The sequence below is a fragment of the Marinovum sp. genome (assembly GCF_034669705.1).
GTDB lineage: Bacteria > Pseudomonadota > Alphaproteobacteria > Rhodobacterales > Rhodobacteraceae > Marinovum.
This window is the reverse complement of record NZ_JAXMOR010000031.1, coordinates 13242-33744: the sequence shown is the minus strand read 5'-3', so window position 1 is coordinate 33744 and position 20503 is coordinate 13242. Positions and strand designations below refer to the sequence as shown.

The 20503-nt window shown below is 67.2% G+C and carries 20 protein-coding genes; 8 read left to right on the top strand and 12 right to left on the bottom strand.

The features are described from left to right. Window positions 1-3 precede the first annotated feature (3 nt). A complete protein-coding gene (locus VOI27_RS18240) occupies window positions 4-1248 on the bottom strand; it encodes a biopolymer transporter ExbB (protein WP_323767214.1) in 1245 nt (414 codons plus the stop codon). 72 nt (window positions 1249-1320) lie between these two features. Then, window positions 1321-1851, bottom strand: a complete 531-nt coding sequence (locus VOI27_RS18235; protein ID WP_323767169.1) for a gamma-glutamylcyclotransferase — start codon at window positions 1849-1851, stop codon at window positions 1321-1323. Between the two features lie 74 nt (window positions 1852-1925). Here VOI27_RS18235 and VOI27_RS18230 point away from each other — a divergent pair, with 74 nt between their 5' ends. The 4 genes from VOI27_RS18230 to VOI27_RS18215 all read left to right on the top strand — a co-directional run bounded on the left by VOI27_RS18230 (window position 1926) and on the right by VOI27_RS18215 (window position 6836). After that, window positions 1926-2912 carry a DUF2125 domain-containing protein gene (locus VOI27_RS18230; RefSeq protein ID WP_323767167.1) on the top strand — a complete coding sequence of 329 codons (987 nt, stop codon included), beginning with the start codon at window positions 1926-1928 and terminating at the stop codon, window positions 2910-2912. A 338-nt stretch (window positions 2913-3250) separates the two neighbouring features. After that, window positions 3251-4537 (top strand): acetylornithine deacetylase/succinyl-diaminopimelate desuccinylase family protein, encoded by a 1287-nt coding sequence (locus VOI27_RS18225; protein WP_323767165.1) that lies wholly within the window; start codon window positions 3251-3253, stop codon window positions 4535-4537. A gap of 74 nt (window positions 4538-4611) precedes the next feature. Continuing rightward, a complete protein-coding gene (locus tag VOI27_RS18220; RefSeq protein WP_323767163.1) occupies window positions 4612-4959 on the top strand; it encodes a hypothetical protein in 348 nt (115 codons plus the stop codon). Next, entirely contained in the window at window positions 4956-6836 is a 1881-nt protein-coding gene (locus VOI27_RS18215) for a PQQ-binding-like beta-propeller repeat protein (RefSeq protein WP_323767161.1), read from the top strand. The genes VOI27_RS18220 and VOI27_RS18215 overlap by 4 nt, the downstream gene beginning before the upstream one ends. A 30-nt stretch (window positions 6837-6866) precedes the next feature. Here VOI27_RS18215 and panC read toward each other — a convergent pair whose 3' ends face one another. Together panC and panB are read right to left on the bottom strand one after the other, a co-directional pair. Continuing rightward, the gene (gene panC / locus VOI27_RS18210; RefSeq protein ID WP_323767159.1) at window positions 6867-7721 is read right to left on the bottom strand and encodes a pantoate--beta-alanine ligase; all 855 of its coding nucleotides are present in this window, start codon (window positions 7719-7721) and stop codon (window positions 6867-6869) included. Then, window positions 7718-8551, bottom strand: coding sequence for a 3-methyl-2-oxobutanoate hydroxymethyltransferase (gene panB / locus VOI27_RS18205; RefSeq protein ID WP_323767157.1), 834 nt, complete (start codon window positions 8549-8551; stop codon window positions 7718-7720). Before panB ends, panC begins: the two co-directional genes overlap by 4 nt. 300 nt (window positions 8552-8851) lie before the next feature. Between panB and VOI27_RS18200 the strand changes: the two genes are divergently transcribed. From VOI27_RS18200 to gph, 3 genes are all read left to right on the top strand, one after another. Further along, on the top strand, window positions 8852-9853 hold the full coding sequence (locus VOI27_RS18200; protein ID WP_323767155.1) for a P1 family peptidase: 1002 nt from the start codon (window positions 8852-8854) through the stop codon (window positions 9851-9853). Window positions 9854-9914: 61 nt separating this feature from the next. Further along, complete coding sequence (gene rpe / locus VOI27_RS18195; protein WP_323767153.1) at window positions 9915-10592, top strand: ribulose-phosphate 3-epimerase; 678 nt, start codon at window positions 9915-9917, stop codon at window positions 10590-10592. After that, complete coding sequence (gene gph / locus VOI27_RS18190; protein ID WP_323767151.1) at window positions 10589-11233, top strand: phosphoglycolate phosphatase; 645 nt, start codon at window positions 10589-10591, stop codon at window positions 11231-11233. The genes rpe and gph overlap by 4 nt, the downstream gene beginning before the upstream one ends. A gap of 107 nt (window positions 11234-11340) precedes the next feature. On the opposite strand, the gene uvrC is transcribed toward gph, so the two are convergent. The 8 genes from uvrC to hemE form a co-directional block, all read right to left on the bottom strand. Continuing rightward, complete coding sequence (gene uvrC, locus VOI27_RS18185) at window positions 11341-13215, bottom strand: excinuclease ABC subunit UvrC (RefSeq protein WP_323767149.1); 1875 nt, start codon at window positions 13213-13215, stop codon at window positions 11341-11343. Window positions 13216-13537: 322 nt separating this feature from the next. Beyond that, window positions 13538-14314, bottom strand: a complete 777-nt coding sequence (locus VOI27_RS18180; protein WP_323767147.1) for an SDR family oxidoreductase — start codon at window positions 14312-14314, stop codon at window positions 13538-13540. Between the two features lie 13 nt (window positions 14315-14327). Next, a complete protein-coding gene (locus VOI27_RS18175; protein ID WP_323767145.1) occupies window positions 14328-15278 on the bottom strand; it encodes a calcium/sodium antiporter in 951 nt (316 codons plus the stop codon). Beyond that, a complete protein-coding gene (locus VOI27_RS18170; RefSeq protein WP_323767143.1) occupies window positions 15275-15466 on the bottom strand; it encodes a hypothetical protein in 192 nt (63 codons plus the stop codon). Before VOI27_RS18170 ends, VOI27_RS18175 begins: the two co-directional genes overlap by 4 nt. Continuing rightward, a complete protein-coding gene (locus VOI27_RS18165) occupies window positions 15447-16244 on the bottom strand; it encodes a S49 family peptidase (protein ID WP_323767141.1) in 798 nt (265 codons plus the stop codon). Before VOI27_RS18165 ends, VOI27_RS18170 begins: the two co-directional genes overlap by 20 nt. A gap of 189 nt (window positions 16245-16433) precedes the next feature. Beyond that, window positions 16434-17195, bottom strand: a complete 762-nt coding sequence (locus VOI27_RS18160) for an ABC transporter permease (protein WP_323767139.1) — start codon at window positions 17193-17195, stop codon at window positions 16434-16436. After that, window positions 17192-18130: an ABC transporter ATP-binding protein gene (locus VOI27_RS18155; RefSeq protein ID WP_323767137.1), complete on the bottom strand. Its 939-nt coding sequence runs from the start codon at window positions 18128-18130 to the stop codon at window positions 17192-17194. The genes VOI27_RS18160 and VOI27_RS18155 overlap by 4 nt, the downstream gene beginning before the upstream one ends. Before the next feature lie 218 nt (window positions 18131-18348). Next, window positions 18349-19386, bottom strand: a complete 1038-nt coding sequence (hemE, locus tag VOI27_RS18150) for a uroporphyrinogen decarboxylase (protein ID WP_323767135.1) — start codon at window positions 19384-19386, stop codon at window positions 18349-18351. Window positions 19387-19486: 100 nt separating this feature from the next. On the opposite strand from hemE, the gene hemC reads away from it, so the two are divergent. Then, the gene (hemC, locus tag VOI27_RS18145) at window positions 19487-20449 is read left to right on the top strand and encodes a hydroxymethylbilane synthase (protein WP_323767133.1); all 963 of its coding nucleotides are present in this window, start codon (window positions 19487-19489) and stop codon (window positions 20447-20449) included. Window positions 20450-20503: the final 54 nt, after the last annotated feature.

Here is a 20503-nt window from a genome sequence, read left to right as displayed (position 1 = left end):
GGATCAGCCCTCCTGTTCGGGGGTTCCCACCTTGGGCGGTCTGAGGTGGCGGCTGGGCCGCGCCGAGGCGGCGCTGGCGGCGCTGACCTGGCGCACCGCCATGTTGAGCGCGCGGGTGAGCTGGGCCAGGTCGGTGCGCAGCTCGGCCATGCTTTCCTGCCGCCCGGCCGACATTTCCTCGAGAATGCGCAGCATCTGCACGTCGATCGAGCGCAGCCGCATCCGGCTTTCGGGATCGATCCCGCCCTCGCCCTCGCCGCGGCGGCTTTCGAGCGCATCGATCAGCCGTTCCTGCCCCTCGGCCAGCCGGGTCAGCGCCGTGGTGGGCGCCGATTGCCGCTCGAGCTGTTCGGTCATCCGCTCGACGCTGTCGGCCAGGGTCGAGAGCTTGTCATCGACCACCGCCCGGCTTTCATCGGACTGGGCGAACATCTGCTGCAGGCTTTCCATCTGCTCCGACATGTGGTCGACCACCGCCACCAGCAGTTGCTGGTCGGCGCCGCCCTCGCCCTCGCCAGAGCCGGCATAGCCCAGCCGGGTGATCGACGAGAGCCATTCCTCGAGCTCGCGGTAGAACCGGTTCTGGCCATGGCCGGCAAAGAGCTCCAGCAGCCCTACCACCAGCGAGCCCGCCAGACCCAGCAGGGACGAGGCAAAGGCGGTGCCCATGCCACCGAGCTGCGCCTGAAGCCCCTCCTGCAACCGCTCGAAGATCTGCCCGCCGGTCTCGCCCGGGGCCGGGGTCAGCGAACGGATGGTGTCGACCAGCGCCGGCACGGTGGTGGCAAGGCCGTAGAAGGTGCCGAGCAGGCCCAGAAAGATCAGCAGGCTGACGATATAGCGGGTGATCTCGCGCGCCTCGTCGATCCGCTGCGCCACGGAATCGAGGATCGAGCGCGACGAGGTGGCCGAGATCTGCATCCGCTTGCCACGGGTCCGCATCAGCGTGGCCAGCGGCGCCAGGATGCGCGGCGCCTCCTTGCCGGCGTCGTTTTCCGACACGAAGGTCTCGATCCAGCGCACCGAGCCGATCAGCGTCAGCACCTGCCAGAAGGTCGCCAGCACGCCGATCACGAAGACCAGCACGATGAAGCCGTTCAGATAGGGGTTCGACAGGAAAACCGGCAGCACACGGGGCAGTGCAAGCACCAGCCCGGCCACGACCAGCCCCAGAACGGTGACCATGAAGAACACCTGACGAACGGGCTGGGAGAATCTCGGTGCGGCCTCGCGGTCCGGCTTGTCCACCATGAGGGACGTATCCTGGGAATTGTTAGATCCGCCCGGACTCTAGGGAGGATTCCCGGTCAAGCCAAGGCGTTATCGGCAAATGTCACGGACCCGGTCGGCCAACCATTGCAAATCTGCATCCTCGATGCCCAGTTCGGTCAGATGTTGCGCGGTGTTCCAGAGATATTCGGTATTCGGCCCCCGGCCGCCCACCGCGCGCGCAATGATCCGTGCCTGTTCCTCGAGCGGGATGTCGCGGCAATATTGCCAGTGGTCGCGGTTGATCACATAGGCCAGCGCCTCGACCTGTCGGCCATCCTCGAGCCCCAGCATCACGTGCCGCTCGACATAGGCCGAGGACACCAGCTCGCGGTCGCGCAGATAGGCCAGCGTGTCGTCTTCAGTGCCGGGCGCGGCGCGCAGCGCCACCCCGTCGCAGACCGCCCCCGCCGCCGCATCGAGCGCCAGCACCAGGCCCGGCGCCTCTTCGGTGCCGCGGTGATGGATCGAATGCATGCAGAAGCTGCGCTGGTAATGTTCGAGCGAGGCCAGCCGGCTTTCCGCCACCGCGAAGCCCGGGTTCCACAAGAGCGAGCCGTATCCGAAGACCCAGAGTGCCATGGTGCTTTTCCTTTCCGCCCCCTGCAAGTAAAGCATTGCCCCGAGAGGCGAAAGACCACGCGCGGAGAAAGCCGATGATGAAACGTCTTGTTCTGGTGATCCTCCTCGCCGCTCTGGCCTGGTCGGGCTACTGGCTCTGGGGCAAGCAGAGCCTGCTGGCCGGTTACCAGCGCTGGTTTGCCGAGCGCCGGGCCGAGGGCTGGCAGGCCGGTTATGCCGAGATGGTGGTGCGCGGCTTTCCCAACCGGCATGACACCACCTGGACCGACCTGGAGATCGCCGACCCGGAGAGCGGGCTGGGCTGGCAGGCGCCGTTCTTTCAGCTGTTCCTGCTGAGCTACAACCGCCACCATGCCATTGCCGCCTGGCCGCGCGAACAGATGATCGTCACGCCCGACGGCCCGCTGCGCGTGACCTCCGAGCAGATGCAGGCCAGCCTGGTGACCGAGGGCGACGACCATGCGCTGACGCGCGGCAATCTGGTGGCCGATGTGCTCAACGTCACTGGCCCAGAGGGTGCCACCACGGCGCTGGCGCAACTGCGGCTGGCCGGCACCCGGGTGGACGCGGCCAGCTATGACCTGGCGATGACCGCCGAGGGGCTGGCGCTGCCACGCGGGCTGGTGAGCGCCACCGGCGGCGCCCTGCCGCAGACCTTTTCGCAGGCCCGCATCGCCGCGCAGCTGGGGTTTGACGCGCCCTGGACGCTGGCGGCCGCCGAGGCGCGGCCGCAACCGACGCGCATCGCGGTGAGCGAGGCGGCGCTGGAGTGGGGGCCGATGGCGCTGCGGCTGACCGGCGACCTGGAGATCGACGGCGAAGGCCGGGCCAGCGGCGAGGTGCATGTGCAGGCCAGGAACTGGCAGGAGATGCTGACGGTGGCGCGCGCCTCGGGTCAGGTCGCGGAGGTGCTGGCCGACGGGATCGAGGCGGCGCTGACGCTGATGGCCGGGCTTTCCGGCGGGCAAGGCTCGCTCGACCTGGCGCTGCGGCTCGACGCGGGCGCGATCTGGCTCGGCCCGATCCCGATCGGCGAGGCGCCCCGCATCCGCCTCCGCTGACCCCGTCCCGGCCTCCGCGCCGGGACCCTCTGTGCAGGCGGCGAGGCCCCGGAGCAGAGCCCGGGGCGGATTGCCTCATCCACCGGCGCTGCCCCACACATCCGCCTGAGCTGACCCCATCCCCGGCCCCCCCGCCGGGACCTCTTGGCAGGCGGCGAGGAACCGGAGCAAGCTCCGGGCGGGCCTTCGTATCTGCTCCAAGTGAGCGTTCCTTTTTCGGCATCGCGCTGACCATCGCCGGATGACGCACCGCACCAGCTGCAGAAATCCGCGCCACCCCGCCTTAGCGCCGCAACCATTCGCTTGCGCCCCGCGCCCCCAAACGCAAGACTGCGCCCATGACCGCCATCACCGACCGCCTGAGAGACGAGATCACCGCCCGGCGCGACGACCTGATCGCGCTGACGCAGGCGCTGATCCGCATCCCGACCCTCAACCCGCCCGGCGCCAACTACCGCGAGATCTGCGAGGTTCTCGGCCAGCGACTGGCCCAACGTGGCTTCGACATCCGGATGATCCGCGCCGAGGGCGCCCCCGGCGACAGCGATCGATATCCGCGCTGGAACATCCTCGCCCGCCGCGACGGCGCGCGCGCGGGGCCTTGCGTGCATTTCAACTCGCACACCGACGTGGTCGAGGTCGGCCAAGGCTGGACCACCGATCCCTTCGGCGGCGCGGTGAAGGACGGCCGCATCTACGGCCGTGGCGCCTGTGACATGAAGGGTGGGCTCGCGGCCTCGATCATTGCGGCGGAAGTCTTTGTCGATCTCTGCCCCGACTTTCACGGCGCGGTCGAGATTTCGGGCACCGCCGACGAGGAATCCGGCGGCTATGGCGGCGTCGCCTACCTGGCGGAACAGGGTTATTTCGCGCCCTCCCGGGTGCAGCATGTGATCATCCCCGAGCCGCTCAACAAGGACCGCATCTGCCTTGGCCATCGCGGCGCCTGGTGGGCCGAGATCGAGACCCGCGGCGAGATCGCCCATGGCGCCATGCCGTTTCTCGGCGATTGCGCGGTGCGCCACATGGGGGCGGTGATCGACGCCTTCGAGACCCGGCTGTTCCCGGCCATGGCCGCGCGGCGCACCGAGATGCCGGTGGTGCCCGACGGCGCGCGCGCCTCGACCATGAACATCAATTCTGTCCACGGCGGCGCGGCCGAGCAGGAGAGCGATTACACCGGCCTGCCGGCCTATTGCGTGCCCGACAGCTGCCGCATGGTGATCGACCGCCGCTACCTGGCCGAAGAAAGCCACGCCAGCGTCTCTGGCGAGGTCCGCGCCCTGCTCGACGAGCTCAAGACGTCGCGGGCGAAATTTGACTACCGGCTGTCCGAGATCAATCACGTCGCCCCCTCGATGACCGACCGCGCCGCGCCGGTGGTCACCACCGTGGCCCGCGCCATCGAGGAGGTGCTGGGACATGCGCCGGAATACGTCGCGTCGCCCGGCACCTATGACCAGAAACACATCGACCGCATCGGCCGGCTGAAGAACTGCATCGCCTACGGGCCGGGGGTGCTGGAACTGGCGCACAAGCCCGATGAATGGGTCGGCATCGACGACATGCTGGACAGTGCCCAGGTCATGGCGCTGTCGCTGGCGGCGCTGCTTCTGGACGGCTGAGCCAAGATTGATCGGAACCTTTCGCGCCCCGCAGGTGTTTCCACCAAGGATTATTGCAAGTTCCGAGGTGTTCCATGACCCGCTTATTTCTGGCCCTTTCCGTTCTGTTCGGGCTCGCGGCCTTCGCGCTTTCGCTCAGGCTCTATTTCGGCCCATTGACCGGCGTCGAAGGCACTGCGGGGCCGCTGCTCACCGCGCTGGGCAGTGCCGCACAGGCGCTGCTGGTGCTCTTCATCGCGATCTTTCCCTACAGCCCGTCGCAGGGGCCGGCCGCGGCCTTTGCCCTGCTGGCGGCAATCCTGACAGGTGTGGCCGGCTGGTTCCTGTTGAGCTGGCCGATCCTGATCGCCATCACCCTCGCGGCCGCCTGCCTGGTGGTGGCGCTGGCCCGGCTGCCCTCCGACCGCAAGGCGCTGGCATGAGACAGGCCCTCCTCGCCCTCCCGCTCGCGCTCTGCCCGCTCACCGCCGCCGCTCAGGACTGGACCACCTACAACGGCGATCTCGGCGCCCGCAAATACTCTTCCGCCACCCAGATCACCCCGGAAAACGTCGGCTCGCTGGTCAAGGCCTGGGATCTGCACACCGGCGACGTCGCGGATGGCTCCGGCGAGCTGCCGGCCACCGTGTGGTCGGCCACGCCGATTTATGCCAACGAGACGCTCTACCTCGGCACGCCCTTTTACCGCGTGCTGGCGCTCGACCCGGCCACCGGCGAAGAGCGCTGGAGCTATGACACCCGGTCGACGCTCGAGGCGCTGACCCAGCCGGCGCTGAAGAACCGCGGCGTGACCTATTGGCAGGCCGAAGACGCCAGTGACGGACCCTGCAACAAGCGGGTCTACATCGGCACCATGGACAGCGAACTGCATGCGCTCGACGCCGACAGCGGCGCGCTCTGCGAGGAGTTCGGCGAAGGCGGCGTGGTCAACGTCAACCAGTGGAACGAGATCAACAACGAGTGGCCACTGTCGCTCTTGCAGCCGCCCACCGCCCATGGCGACAAGCTGTTCGTCGGCTGGGCCGGCAAGGACTGGGAGTTCGCCGAAGCCCCGCCCGGCACCGTGTTTGCGCTCGATGCGCGGACCGGAGAAAAGGTCTGGGAGGTGAATTTCATCCCCGAGGAGATGCGGGCGCAATCCGGCACCGCCAATGTCTGGGCCTCGATGAGCGTCGATGCCGAGCGCAACATCCTCTACCTGCCGGTGTCCTCGCCCAGCCCGAACTACTGGGGCGGCAACCGCACCGATCCGATCGAGCTGGCCACCTCGGTGACCGCCGTCGACACCGAAAGCGGCGAGATCCTCTGGTCGCGCCAGCTGATCCACCACGACATCTGGGATTACGACACCGGCTCCGCGCCCACGCTGGTCGATATCGAACGCGACGGCGAGGTGATCCCGGCGCTGGTGCAGGCTTCCAAGCAATCGATGCTCTACGTGCTCAACCGCGAGACCGGCGAGCCGATCTTCGGCATGGAGGAACGCCCGGTACCCCCCTCGACCGCGCAGGGCGAGGTGGCCGCGCCGACCCAGCCCTATTACATGGTGCCGCCGCCCAGCCATGATTTCGAGAGCTACCCGGAGATGTCGACGCTGGCCAATATCGTCAGCTTCGGCCAATGCGCCGAAATGATCGAGGGCACCGATTATCAGGGCCTGTTCACCCCGCCGTCAGAGGCCGGCACCGTGGTCTACCCCGGCACCGCCGGCGGCATGCAATGGGGCGGTGGCGCGCTCGATCCCGAGACCAACCGCTATTACATCAACACTTCGAAGGTGGTGCAGATCCTGCGTCTGATCCCGCGCGACGACTACGAGGAGATGACCGGCGGCAGCGGCAACGAGCAAGGGCTCTACCCGCAGCGCGGCGCGCCCTACGGTTTCGAACTCACCAATTGGGTGACCTCGATGGGCCTGCCCTGCTGGGAGCCGCCCTACGGCACGCTTCTGGCCTATGATCTCGACACCGGCGAACAGCTTTGGGAGGTGCCCTTCGGCAGGTCGCAGAAATGGGGTTTCTACGGTCCCGAAAGCTGGGGCTCACCGACACTGGGCGGGCCGGCATTGACCGCGACCGGGGTGATTTTCATCGGGGCCTCGATGGACAACCGGGTGCGCGCAATCAGCGCCGAGACCGGCGCCGAGCTCTGGTCGTCGATCGTCGAGGCGCCAGCGGTGGCGATCCCGGCGATCTACGTCCACGAGGGCAAGCAATACGTGGCCTTCGTCGCCGGCGGCAACTCGATCATCAAGCCGCAGGTGGGCGACCACATCGCCGTCTACACCCTGCCCGAGTGACCTCGGGCAGGCAGGGGGGCGAGGCGGGGCTCACCCCTGCGCCGGCACGTCGATATTGTCGATCAGCCGCACCCCGGCCAGATAGGCCGCGGCCAGCAGGCGAGCGGGCTCGGTCGGGGTCTCGAGCAGCGAAAGCGTGTCGCAGCTGCGCAGCTCGAGATAATCGACCTTGAGGAAATCCGCCCGCTCCAGCGCGGCAAGCGCCGGCGGCACCAGCTCCGACATTGCGCGGCCCGCGATCAGACCCTCCTTGATCTCTTCCATCACCTCATGCAGCCGCGGCGCCTTGACCCGCGCCCGGTCCGACAACAGCAGGTTGCGCGACGACATCGCCAGCCCGTCGATCTCGCGGATCGTCGGGCAGCCCACCACCTCGACCCCGAGGTCAAGATCGCGCGACAGCCGGCGCACCACCTGCAATTGCTGGAAATCCTTTTCGCCAAAGAATGCCAGATCGGCGGCGGTCTGGCGAAACAGCTTGGTCACCACCGTCGCCACGCCGTCGAAATGGCCGGGCCGATGCGCGCCGCAGAGCACATCGGTCAGTCCCGCGACCGAAACATTGGTCGAAAAGCCCGGCGGATACATCGTATCGCCCTCCGGCGCCAAGATCGCATCGACCTCGAAACGTGCCAGTTTACGGGCGTCGTCCTCTTCGGTGCGAGGATAGTTCTCCAGGTCCTCGGGATTGTTGAACTGCTTGGGATTGACAAAGATCGTCACGATCACCCGGTCAGCGCGCTGTTTCGCCGCCGCCACCAGGCTCAGGTGACCGTCATGCAGCGCGCCCATGGTCGGCACCACGCCGATCACCTCGCCGTTGCGCTGCCAGCCCCGGGTCAGCTCCCGCAGTGCCGCGAGATCGCGGACGATCGGCACGCTCACGCGGATTTCCCCGGCGCTTCATCGGCAAAGACATGTTCGGCCGCCGGAAACGCCCGCGCCCGCACCTCGGCGGCATAGGCGGCGATCGCCGCCTCGCCATCGCTGCCCAACTGGGCATAGCGCTTGACGAACTTCGGCTTGAAAGCGGTGAACAGACCCAGCATGTCATCGACCACGAGGATCTGCCCGTCGCAGCCGGCCGAAGCGCCGATGCCAATGGTGGGGATCGGCACCTCCGCCGTGATCCGGTCGGCCAGCGTCTCGGTGACCTTCTCGAGCACCACCGAAAAGGCGCCGGCGTCGGACACCGCCCTTGCGTCGGCCATCAGCTGCGCCGCTCCGGCGCCGCGGCCCTGCACCTTGTAGCCGCCCAGCGTATGGATCGCCTGCGGTGTCAGGCCGACATGCGCCATCACTGGAATGCCGCGCCGGGTGAGAAAGTGGATGGTCTCGGCCATGGTCTCGCCGCCCTCGAGCTTGATCGCCCCGGCGCCGGTCTCGGCCATCAGCCGTGCGGCGTTGCGGAACGCCTGCTCCGGGCTTTCCTCGTAGCTGCGGAACGGCAGGTCGACGACCAGCAACGCAGTCTTGAGCCCGCGCGCCACGGCCTGGGCGTGCAGGATCATCATCTCCATGGTCGCCCCGAGCGTCGAGCTGAGCCCGTGCTGCACCATGGCGACGCTGTCGCCGACAAGGACGAAATCGCAATGCGCGTCCATCATCCGCGCCATCGGCGTCGAATAGGCGGTCAGGGATACGATCGGGGTGCCCCCCTTCATCGCCCGGATTTCACTGGGCATGGGGGCTGTCTGGCGGGCGGTCGCGCTCATGGCGGGCCTCCGGTTGCTTCGCGTTGCCCCGATGTAACAGCGGCCATCGGGGGAATCCAGTGACCTCGACGTTTTGCCGCGCAAGATCGTGGCTGAGGCGGGCGGCGTGACGCAAGGATAAATCGCGACTTGCGATCGGCGGGCGGCTGGAGGATCGTGGTCCGAGACCGAAAAGGAGGCTCGGATGACGCTGACAAACATGCCGTTTATCCCGTCGCATCTGCTGATCGGCTGTGGCTGGCGCGTGGCGCCGGGCGCCCCCTGCAACCGGGCGCAAATGGCCGGCGGAAGGCGCGGCATATGACCCCCGGGCCGCGCAACCTGATCACCGATGTCGCCGGGCTGCGGGTCGGCAATGCCGAGGATGCGGTGCTGAAATCCGGCTGCACGGTGCTGGTGGGCGCGGCGCCTTTCGTGGCCTCGGTCGCGGTCATGGGCGGCGCGCCGGGCACCCGAGAGACCGACCTGCTGGCCCCCGACAAGCTGGCGCCCGCGGTGGATGCGCTGGTGCTCAGTGGCGGCTCGGCCTTTGGTCTTGCGGCGGCGCAGGGCGTGATGGACGCGCTGGCCGAACAGGGCCGCGGCTTCGCGGTCGGCCCGGCGCGGGTGCCGATCGTGCCGGCGGCGATCCTCTTCGACCTCCTGAACGGCGGCGACAAGGACTGGACGCCCAACCCCTACCCGGCGCTCGGACGCACCGCTTTGGCTCATGCCACCGAAGAGTTCGCCCTCGGCACCGCCGGCGCCGGCACCGGGGCCACCACGGCGATGCTCAAGGGCGGGCTGGGCTCGGCCTCTCTCACGCTCGGCGATGTCACCGTCGGCGCGCTGGTCGCCGCCAACCCGGTGGGCAGCGTCACCACCCCCGGGGATCGCCACTTCTGGGCTGCCCCCTTCGAGCTTGACGGCGAATTCGGCGGCCTCGGCCCCGACCCCGCGCCACGCCAGACCGACCTGTCGCACAGCCGCAAGCTCTCGGCGCTCGCTTCCGGTGCCAACACCACCCTCGCCATCGTCGCCACCGACGCCCGCCTCACCAAGGCGCAGGCCCAGCGTATGGCCACCGCGGCGCATGACGGCATTGCCCGCGCCATCGTGCCGGCGCATACGCCGATGGACGGCGATCTGGTCTTTGCCGCCGCGACCGGCGCGGTCGAGATGACGTCGCCCGACTGGCAGATGATCGAGATCTGCCACGCCGCCGCCACCTGCCTCAGCCGCGCCATCGCCCGGGCGATCTTTCACGCCACACCGGCCCCGGGCGACACCCTGCCCTGCTGGTCGCAAGGGGGCGCACGGTAGCGGTTCTCTGGACCTTGCTCCCGCGGCGGCTTATGAGGCGACAAACCGCCAGGAGATGCCCATGCCCTTCGACCGTACCGTCAAGATCGCCCCGTCGATCCTCTCCGCCGATTTCGCCAACTTCGGCGCAGAGATTCGCGCCATCGAGGACCAGGGCGCCGACTGGGTCCATGTCGACGTGATGGACGGGCATTTCGTCCCGAACCTCACCTTCGGCCCGCCGGCGGTCAAGGCGTTCCGGCCGCACGTCAAGACCTTCATGGACGTGCATCTGATGATCTCGCCGGTGGATGCCTATATCGACGCCTATGCCGCGGCCGGCGCCGACATGCTGACCGCCCATGTCGAGGCCGGCCCGCATATCCACCGCACCCTGCAGGCGATCAAGGCCGCCGGCATGCAGGCCGGCGTGGCGCTCAACCCCGGCACCCCGGCCGAGGCGGTGGCGGAGGTGCTCGACCTCGCTGACATGGTGCTGGTGATGACGGTGAACCCCGGCTTCGGCGGCCAGAAGTTCATCGACATGACCGCCAAGGTCCGCAAGGTCCGGCAGATGATCGGCGACCGCGAGGTTCACATCCAGATCGACGGCGGCGTCGATCCGAAAACCGCCCCGCTGGTGGTCGAGGCCGGCGCCGATGTGCTGGTGGCGGGCTCGGCGGTCTTCAAGGGGGGCTCGGTCGCGGCGCCAGAGGTCTACGGCCGCAACATGCAGGCCATCCGCGACAGCCTGACATGAGCCTCACCATCGCCTTCGATCTCGATGGCACACTGATCGACAGCGTGCCGCAGATCGCCGACTGCGTGAACCGGGCGCTGGCAGACCGTGGCATTGCCCCTCTGGCCCGCAACACCGTCCAGGGCTTCGTCGGCCGCGGCTTGCCGGCGCTGGTCAGGCAGGTCGCCGAGGCGCGGCAGCTGCCCGAGGCGGCGCAGGACCCGCTGCATGACCGGATCCTCGCCCTCTACACCGAGGTCGACACACCGCCGAGCGCGCTCTACCCCGGCGTCCGTGCCGCGCTCGGCGTGCTCAAGGACCAGGGCCACAGCCTGGCGATCTGCACCAACAAACCCTATGAGGCGACGCTGAAATGCCTCGCCGACACCGGTCTGGCGCTGGATTTCGACCGGGTGATCGGCGGCGACAGCCTGCCCACCCGCAAGCCCGATCCGGCGATGCTCCACGCCGCCCTCGACGGCGCCGCCCGCGCGCTCTACGTCGGCGACAGCGAGACCGATGCCGAAACCGCCGACGCCGCGCAGGTCCCCTTCCTGCTCTTCACCGAAGGCTACCGCAAATCGCCGATCGAAGACCTCCCCCACAAGGCAACCTTCTCCGACTTCACGATACTCCCGCAACTGGTGAACGACCTCTCCTGACCTTCATCTTGCCAGATAAACCTCCGGGGGTTTGGGGGCAGAGCCCCCAACGCCTGCGTGGCGTGAACGCAAACCCACCTGCGCGCGCAGCGCCCCGTTTGACTCCCCTAGCCGGTCTCGTGAAAGAACGCGTAGATCTTCTCAGCCAGCGCCTCCGACACCCCCTCCACCGCCTTGAGGTCCACCAGATTGGCCCGGCTCACCGCCTTGGCCGAGCCGAAATGCGACAGAAGCGCCCGCTTGCGCGCCGCCCCCACGCCGGCGATCTCGTCCAGCGGAGTCGCCCCCACCGCCTTTGAGCGTTTCGCCCGGTGGGTGCCGATGGCAAAGCGGTGCGCCTCGTCACGCAGACGCTGGATGAAATAGAGCACCGGATCATTGCGCCTGAGTGCCATCACCCGCTGGCCGACCCGGTGGAACTCCTCCTTGCCCTGGTCGCGGTCGATGCCCTTGGCGACCCCCACCATCGGGATGTCCTCGACGCCGTATTCGCGCATGATCTCCGCCACCGCCGAGACCTGCCCCGCACCGCCATCGATCAGCAACAGGTCGGGCCAGAGCCCCTTCTCGCGCTCCGGGTCCTCCTTCAACAGCCGCTTGAAGCGCCGGGTCAGCACCTCTTTCATCATGCCGAAGTCATCGCCCGGCGTCAGGTCGTCGCCGCGGATGTTGAATTTGCGGTAATGGGACTTCATGAAGCCTTCGGGCCCCGCGACGATCATCGCGCCCACGGCATGGGCGCCCTGGATGTGGCTGTTGTCATAGACTTCGATGCGTGCCGGCGGCTTTTCCAGCCCGAAAGCCTCGGCCACGCCGCGCAGCAGCTTCGCCTGGGTCGCGGTCTCGGCCATCTTGCGGCCCAGGCTCTCGCGGGCGTTGCGGGTGGCGCTCTCGATCAGCTCGGCCTTCTCGCCCCGCTTGGGCACCAGAAGCGTCACCTTGCGCCCGGCCTTCTGCGCCAGCGCTTCGCACATCAGATCCTCGTTCTCGATGGCATGCGACAGGATCAGCTGCCGCGGCGGCTCCTTGCCGTCGTAGAACTGGCCGATGAAGGCCTCGAGCACCTCGGCCGCCTCGACGTCCTCGCCGACGCGGGGATAGAAATCGCGGTTGCCCCAGTTCTGGCCGGCGCGGATGAAGAACACCTGCACGCAGGCCTGCCCGTTCTCGAGATGCAGCGCGATCAGGTCGGCCTCGTCCACTGTGCGCGGGTTGATGCCCTGCGCGGTCTGCACCTGGGTCAGGGCACGGATCCGGTCGCGCAGGCTGGCGGCGCGTTCGAACTCCATCGCCTCCGAGGCTGCCTGCATTTCGCCGGCGAGCTTCTCCTGAATATTGGTCGACCGCCCCGAGAGAAACCGCTGCGCATCACGCACGCTCTCGGCATAGGCCGCCTCTGATATCTTGCCGACGCAGGGCGCCGAGCAGCGCTTGATCTGGTGCAGCAGGCAGGCCCGGCTGCGCCCCTCGAACATGGTGTCCGAGCAATTGCGCAGCTGGAACACCTTCTGCAACTGGTTCAGCGTCCGGTTGACCGCGCCGGCGCTGGCGAAGGGACCATAGTAGGCGCCCTTCTCCTTCTTGGCGCCGCGATGCTTGCGGATCATCGGAAAGGCGTGGTCGGTGACCTGAATGTTGGGAAAGCTTTTGTCGTCGCGCAGCAGCACGTTGTACTTCGGCTTGAGCTGCTTGATCAGGTTCTGTTCGAGCAGCAGGGCCTCGGTCTCGGTGCGCGTCGTCAGAAACATCATCGAGGCGGTGTCGCGGATCATCCGGGCGATGCGCGGGCTGTGACCCGCCGGCCGGGCATAGTTCGACACCCGCGCCCGCAGGTTGCGGGCCTTGCCCACGTAAAGCACCGCGTTCTTGGCATCGAGCATCCGGTAGACCCCCGGAGAGCTGTCCAGGGTCTTGAGATAGGCCTGGATGCAGGCGTGTCCGGTGAGGGCTGGGGCAGCCTGCCCCTCTGGCAATTCCGTCATGGCGCTAACTTATGATTCCCCCCCTGGCGCTGCAACGGCATCCCCCCCGCGACAAGAGGAAACAAATCCACGGATCGTGTGGATAACTCTGGGGGTTACAACCGGAGACCGGGGTTTTTCCTTGTTCTTCAGGGAGGTTGATTAAATTGCCTAAAAAATAGGCGCCTTTATAACCCCTTGAATTTACACAAAACTATTCTCACGTTTCTGTAAGGTCATGATAACTTTACAATTTAGTAACATGGTCGCGGGGACCTGCGGCGGCGGTGCACAACTCCGGGCGGCACTGCCTGCAAGTCTTAACATTCCGTTAACGACGCGCCTATTCAACTCCGAGGATATCCGGCGTCTGCCAGCCCAGGTGCTGGCCGCCATCGACGCAGATCAGCTGCCCGGTGACGGCGCGGGCCTCGAGCAGATAGGCCAGCGCGGCGGTGATGTCCTCGGGGTTGGCGCCGCGTTCGAGCACGGTGTTCTCGCGCTGCCTGGCGAAATGCGCGTCGCTCTGGCGGCCGCCGCGCAGGGTGGGGCCGGGGCCGATGGCATTGACCCGCACGTCCGGCGCCAGCCCCTGCGCCGCGGTCCGGGTCAGCGCCCAGAGGCCCATCTTGGCCAGCGTGTAGGTCGAGAATTTGGGCGTAAGCTTGCGCACCCGCTGGTCGAGCATGTTGACCACCAGCGCTTGCGCCACAGGCTCGCCGCGCGCATCCATCGCGGCCTTCGGCGCCTGCGCCGCCAGCGCCTGTATCAGCACGTAGGGCGCCCGCAGGTTGCTCTCGATGTGCCGGTCCCAACTCTCGCGGGTGGCGCTGCGGATCGTGTCATGCTCGAAGATCGAGGCATTGTTGACCAGCACCGTCAGCGGCCCGCCCAGCGCTTCGCACGCGCGCGGCACAAGCGCCTGCGTCGCCGCCTCGTCGAGCAGATCGGCCTGCAATGCCACCGCCTGACGGCCCATGGCACGGATCTCGGCCACGGTCGCCTCGGCGCCCTCGGCAGAGCTGGCATAGTGCACCGCCACGTCGTGGCCCTTTTCGGCCAGGAAGAGTGCCATCGCCCGCCCCAGCCGCTTGCCGGCTCCCGTCACCAATGCGCGCATCCCGCTCTCCTTCTCAGACGATCACCATCACCACATATCCGACGTAAAGCGCGGTAAGCGCCACGCCCCAGGCCCGCCCCATGTCCCAGCGCAGGAACACGAAGGGAAAGATCAACAGCGACGCAACCAGCATCACCCAGAGATCGAAGCTCAGGAACTGCGCATCGACCGGGATCGGGCGGATCAGCGCGGCGACGCCGATGATCGCCAGGAGGTTGAACATGTTCGATCCGATGACATTGCCCAGCGCAACGTCCGCCTGTTTGCGCAGCGCCGCTGCCACCGTAGTCGCCAGCTCCGGCAAAGAGGTGCCCACCGCCACCAGCGTCAGCCCGATCACCGTGTCTGAGACGCCGTAGCGCCTGGCGATCACCGAGGCGTTCTCGACCAGCAGATCGGCCCCGAGCGGCAGGCCGACGAGGCCCAGCAGCAGGAACATCGCGATCTTGGGCCAGGACATGTCGGGATCGGCCCCCTCCGGGCGGTCCACCGTCTCTGCCGCCCGGGTGTCGCGCCGGTGCCGCATCGCCACCCGCGAGGCGTGGAATAGCATGCCGCCCAGCGCCGCAAGCAGGATCAGCGCCGACCACCAGGCAAAGACGCCGAAAAACGCCAGCCCGATGAACAGCGCCGAGGCCACCAGCATCTGCACATAGGTCTTGCGGCTGTCGCATTGCGAGGTGTGCAGCCCCGAGATGATTGCCGGCACGCCCAGCACCAACAGGATATTGGCGGTGTTGGAGCCCACGACATTGCCCATGGCGATGCCCGGCGCGTTCTGCATCACTGCCTGGATGGCGATCAGCAGCTCAGGCGCAGAGGTGCCGAAGGCGACGATCGTCAGGCTGACGATCAGCGCCGGGATCCCGACCCTGAGCGCCAGGTTCACCGCCCCCTTGACCAGCGCATCGCCGGCCAGCACCAGGATTATCAGCCCGAGCGCGCACAACAGCCAGACCATCATCCGCGGCGGTCTCCCTCGTGGCCACAGGCGCAGGGCCCCTTGCCGATCCGGTAGCGGCCGCAGCCCGGGCACTTGGCCGAGCTCAGCCGCTTTGGCAGACGCAGCTTGCCGAACATGGCAAGCACCCCCATGCCGATCAGAAACAATGTGACGATCTTGACGATCACGTCAGAGCCCGAACCGGGCATAGGCCGCCCGCTCCTCGATCAGCCCCAGCGCATCCTCTGCCAGCGACAGGCCCAGCCGTTGCGCCAGGCTGCGGCCGCGGCCATAGCGGCGAAACTTCACCTTGTCGCCGAACCGGTCCTTCATCACCTGATCGAGATGGCCAATGCCGTCGATCAGCCCGACCTGCTGCGCCGTCTCGCCGACCCAGATCTCGCCGGTAAAGAGATCGCGGTTGTCGGCCAGCTTGCCGCCGCGGCGTTCCTTGACATAGCTGATGAAATTCACGTGCAGCTGGTCCAAGAGACGCCGCAGCCTCGCGACATCCTCTTCCTTCTCCGGCTGGAACGGGTCGAGAAAGCTCTTCGAGGAGCCGGCGGTATGCACCCGCCGCTCGAGCCCCTGTCGCGCCAGAAAGACATTGGCACCGAACCCGGCCGAGATCACCCCGATGGAGCCCACGATAGAGCTGTGATCGGCATAGATCTCATCCGCCGCACTGGCCAGCCAATAGCCGCCGGAGGCCGCCACATCCTCGACGAAGGCAAAGACCGGGATGTTCTTCTCGGCCGCCAGCCGCCGGATCCGCCCGGCGATCAGCGAGGATTGCACCGGCGAGCCGCCCGGAGAGTTGATCTCCAGCGCCACTGCATCGGGCTTGCCGCGCTTGAAGACCTTTTCCACCAGAGGCGCCAGCGAGGTATCGCTGAGCGCCATGCGCCCGCCGGTGCCGATCGCACCGTTGAGCCGCAACACGGCCACTGTGGGCCCGGATTTCACGAAGGGAAGCCAGCGTTTCATGCTGCCTGATGTAGCCCTCGCACCGACCCGAAACAACCCGGCTCCTGCAACTTCATCTTGCCAGACAAACTCCAGGGGGTCTCGGGGGACAGCGTCCCCCGCCGGGGGTCCCGGGGGCCCTGCCCCCGGTCGAAGATGTGGCCTGCGTGGCCTGAACGCAGAACCGACCTGCGCGCGCCAGCGCCCCGCCTAGGAGCGGATGCGCCAGCCGGTGCGGAAGATCCACCAGACGATGGCCAGACAGGCGGCGGTAAAGCCGGCAATTGCCAGGAGGCTCAGCCCGATCGGCACGTCAGAGGTGCCGAAGAACGCCCAGCGGAAGCCCGAGATCAGGTAGACCACCGGGTTGAAGAACGACACCCCCTGCCAGAACGGCGGCAGCATCGAGATCGAGTAGAACGACCCGCCGAGAAACACCAGCGGCGTCACCACCAGCAGCGGGATCAGCTGCAGCTGCTCGAAATTCTTCGCCCAGATGCCGATGATGAAGCCGAAGAGCGAGAACGAAATGCAGGTCAACACCAGGAAGGCCAGCATTGCCAGCGGATGCAGGATGGTCAGATCGACAAAGAACGCCGAGGTGGCCAGGATCACCAGCCCGATGAACAGCGCCTTGGTCGCCGCCGCCCCGGCAAAGCCCAGCACGATCTCGAGAAAGTTGATCGGCGCCGAGAGCAGCTCGTAGAAGGTGCCGATGAACTTCGGGAAATAAATCCCGAAGGAGGCATTGGAGATGCCCTGCGTCATCACCGTCAGCATGATCAGCCCCGGCACGATGAAAGCGCCATAGCTGATGCCCTCGACCTGGTCGATGCGGCTGCCGATGGCGGTGCCGAAGACCACGAAGTAAAGCGAGGTCGAAATCACCGGCGAGATGAAGCTCTGCGCCAGGGTGCGGAAGAACCGCGCCATTTCAACCTTGTAGATCGCGCCGACCGCCCGCAGGTTCATGCCGCCACCTCCGCGTTGTCGGCCACCAGCCCCACGAAGATCTCCTCGAGACTGGATTGCCGGGTCTGCAGGTCGCTCATCTGCAACCCGGCCGCCGCCAGGTCCGACAGCAGCTTGGTGATCCCGGTTCGGTCGGCATTGCTGTCATAGCTGTAGCGCAACACCGTGCCGCCCTGAACGATCTCAAGATCATAGCCCGCGAGGGCGGTCGGCACCGTCTCGACCGGCGCGGTCAACTCGATATCCAGCGTCTTGCGCCCCATCCGCGCCATCAGGGCGGTCTTTTCCTCCAGCAGCAGCAGCTCGCCTTTGGCGATTACACCCACCCGGTCGGCGATGGCCTCGGCTTCTTCGATGTAATGGGTGGTCAGGATGATGGTCACGCCAGAGGCCCTGAGAGCGTCCACCACCTTCCACATGTCGCGGCGCAGCTCGACATCGACGCCGGCGGTGGGCTCATCGAGAAACAACACCCGGGGCTCATGGCTCAGCGCCTTGGCGATCAGCACCCGGCGCTTCATCCCGCCTGAGAGTTCCATGGTCTTGGCATCGCGCTTGTCCCAGAGCGACAGGTCGCGCAGCACCTTCTCGATATGGGCGTCATCGCGCCTGCAGCCGAACAGCCCGCGAGAATAGCGCACCGAGCGGTGCACCGTCTCGAAAGGCTCGAGCGAGATCTCCTGCGGCACCAGACCGATCATCGACCGCGCGGCGCGAAACCCGCTGACGATGTCATGACCGCCGACGCGGACCGTCCCGGAGGTGGCATTGGTGATGCCGCAAACCGTCGAGATCAAGGTCGTCTTGCCGGCGCCATTGGGCCCGAGCAACGCGAGGATCTCGCCCTCCTCGATGTCGAGAGAGACCCCCTTGAGCGCCTCGAAGCCGCCGTCATAGACCTTTCTCAGGTCGTCGATTTCCACGATTGCCGCCATCGGAGCCTCCTTGCCACTGCAGGCGCAATTTAAAGCCCGTGTGCGACGACGCAATGATCATTTCTCGGCAGCGGGCAGCCTGTGCATGAATGCACAAAAACGCACCCCTGTCCCGGACTTGATCCGGGACCTCCTGCGCAACCTCTGGCCTAGCCTCCTGCCCAACCTTGGGCCCAGTCTCTACCCAAGAGGCCCCGGATCAGGTCCGGGCGGGCGGGTCACCTCCCGCGCACCGTCTCGATCATCAAGGCCACGTTCTCCGGATCCGCATCCGGCGTGATCCCATGCCCGAGGTTGAAGATATGCGGACCCTTGCGGAACGCCTCGACAATCGCCCGGGTCTCATCGATCAGGGCCTGCCCACCGGTCACCATATGCGACGAGGTGAGGTTGCCCTGCACGCAGCCATCCACCTGCACATGCTCCGCCGCCCAAGCCGCATCGACCGAATTGTCGAGCGCCACGCAATCGGCGCCGGTGGCCTTGTGGAAGCCCACGTATTTCTCGCCCGCCTCGCGCGGAAAGGCGATCACCGGCACGCCGGGATGCTTGTCCTTCAGCGCCGCGATGATCCGCTTGGCCGGGGCCAGCGCATAGCGGTCGAAGTCGCGGCCTTTGAGCGAGCCGGCCCAGCTGTCGAACAGTTTCACCACCTCCGCCCCGGCCTCGATCTGCGCCGACAGGTACAGGATGGTGGCTTCGGTGATCCGCTCCAGCAGCGCCTCGAAGAGCGCCCGGTTCTCGTCCCTGAGCGCATGCGCCGGGCCTTGGTCCGGCGTTCCGCGGCCGGCGATCATGTAGGTCGCCACCGTCCAGGGCGCGCCGGCAAAACCGATCAGCGTGGTCTCCTCAGGCAGCTCGCGCCCCAGAAGGCGCACCGTCTCATAGATCGGCGACAGCGTCTCATGCACCTCCGAGGCCGGCTTCAGCGCATCGAAATCGCGCTGCTCGGTGATCGTCGATAGCCGCGGCCCCTCGCCGGTGACGAACCACAGGTCAGCCCCCAGCGCCTGCGGCACCAGCAGGATATCGGCAAACAGGATCGCGGCATCAAAGCCATAGCGCCGGATCGGCTGCAGGGTCACCTCTGCCGCCAGCTCGGGGTTGTAACACAGCGACAGGAAATCGCCGGCCTGCGCGCGGGTGGCACGGTATTCCGGCAGGTAGCGCCCGGCCTGCCGCATCATCCAGATCGGCGGGGTCGGCAGCGTCTCGCCCGCCAGCGCGCGCAGGATGGTCTTCTTTGCTTGGGTCATGCCGGTCTCCGTCTTGGCTTCGCGGTTGGTCTCCTGCCAATGGCGCGATGTCAAGCCAGCCGCTTGTCACGCTGTGCTGCCACGGCTAGACAGTCGGCCCATGACAAATGCCCTCCCCTCCCCCGACGCGCCGCTCAAGATCGGCACCCGTGGCTCGCCCCTCGCGCTGGCCCAGGCCCATGAGACCCGCGCCCGGATCTGCGCCGCTTTCGATCTGCCAGAGGCCGCCTTTGCCATCGTGGTGATCAAGACCACCGGCGACGACCGAGCGCTGATCGCCACCGATACGCCGCTCAAGGAACTCGGCGGCAAGGGGCTTTTCACCAAGGAGATCGAGGAGGCGCTGCTTTCGGGCACCATCGACATCGCGGTGCATTCGATGAAGGACATGCCGGTCGCCCAGCCCGCAGGGCTGGTGCTCGACTGCTATCTGCCGCGCGAGGACGTGCGCGATGCCTTCATCTCGCCCGGGCTCGGCGGGATCGCCGATCTGCCGGAGGGCGCGGTGGTCGGCACCTCCTCGCTGCGCCGCCGCGCGCAGCTGCTCAACCGTCGTCCCGATCTCGAGGTGGTGCAATTCCGCGGCAACGTGCAGACCCGGCTGCGCAAGCTCGAGGATGGCGTGGCCTCCTGCACCTTCCTCGCCATGGCCGGGCTGACCCGTCTCGGCATGCTGGGCGAGGTCCCGGCCCGTCCCATCGCCGCCGAGGACATGCTGCCCGCCGTGGCTCAGGGCGCCATCGGCATCGAACGCCGCGCGGATGACAGCGCCACAGCCGCCCTGCTCGAACCGATCCACGACCGGCAGACCGCCCAGCGCCTTGCGGCCGAGCGCGCCTTTCTCGCCGCGCTCGACGGCTCCTGCGAGACGCCGATTGCCGGCCTCGCGGAACTCTCCGGCACCACACTGCGCCTGCGCGGCGAGATTCTCCGGCCCGATGGCTCGGAAACCCTGACCGACGCCGGCGAGGCCCCGATCGCCGATGGCGCGGCACTTGGTCGCGACATGGGCCGCCGTCTGCTCGACCGCGCCGGCCCCGGCTTCTTCGATTGGCGCCAATAGGCGGCAGGCGTTCGCGAAACGCGGCGTCCTTTAGCGCTAGCGTGACGATTTTGG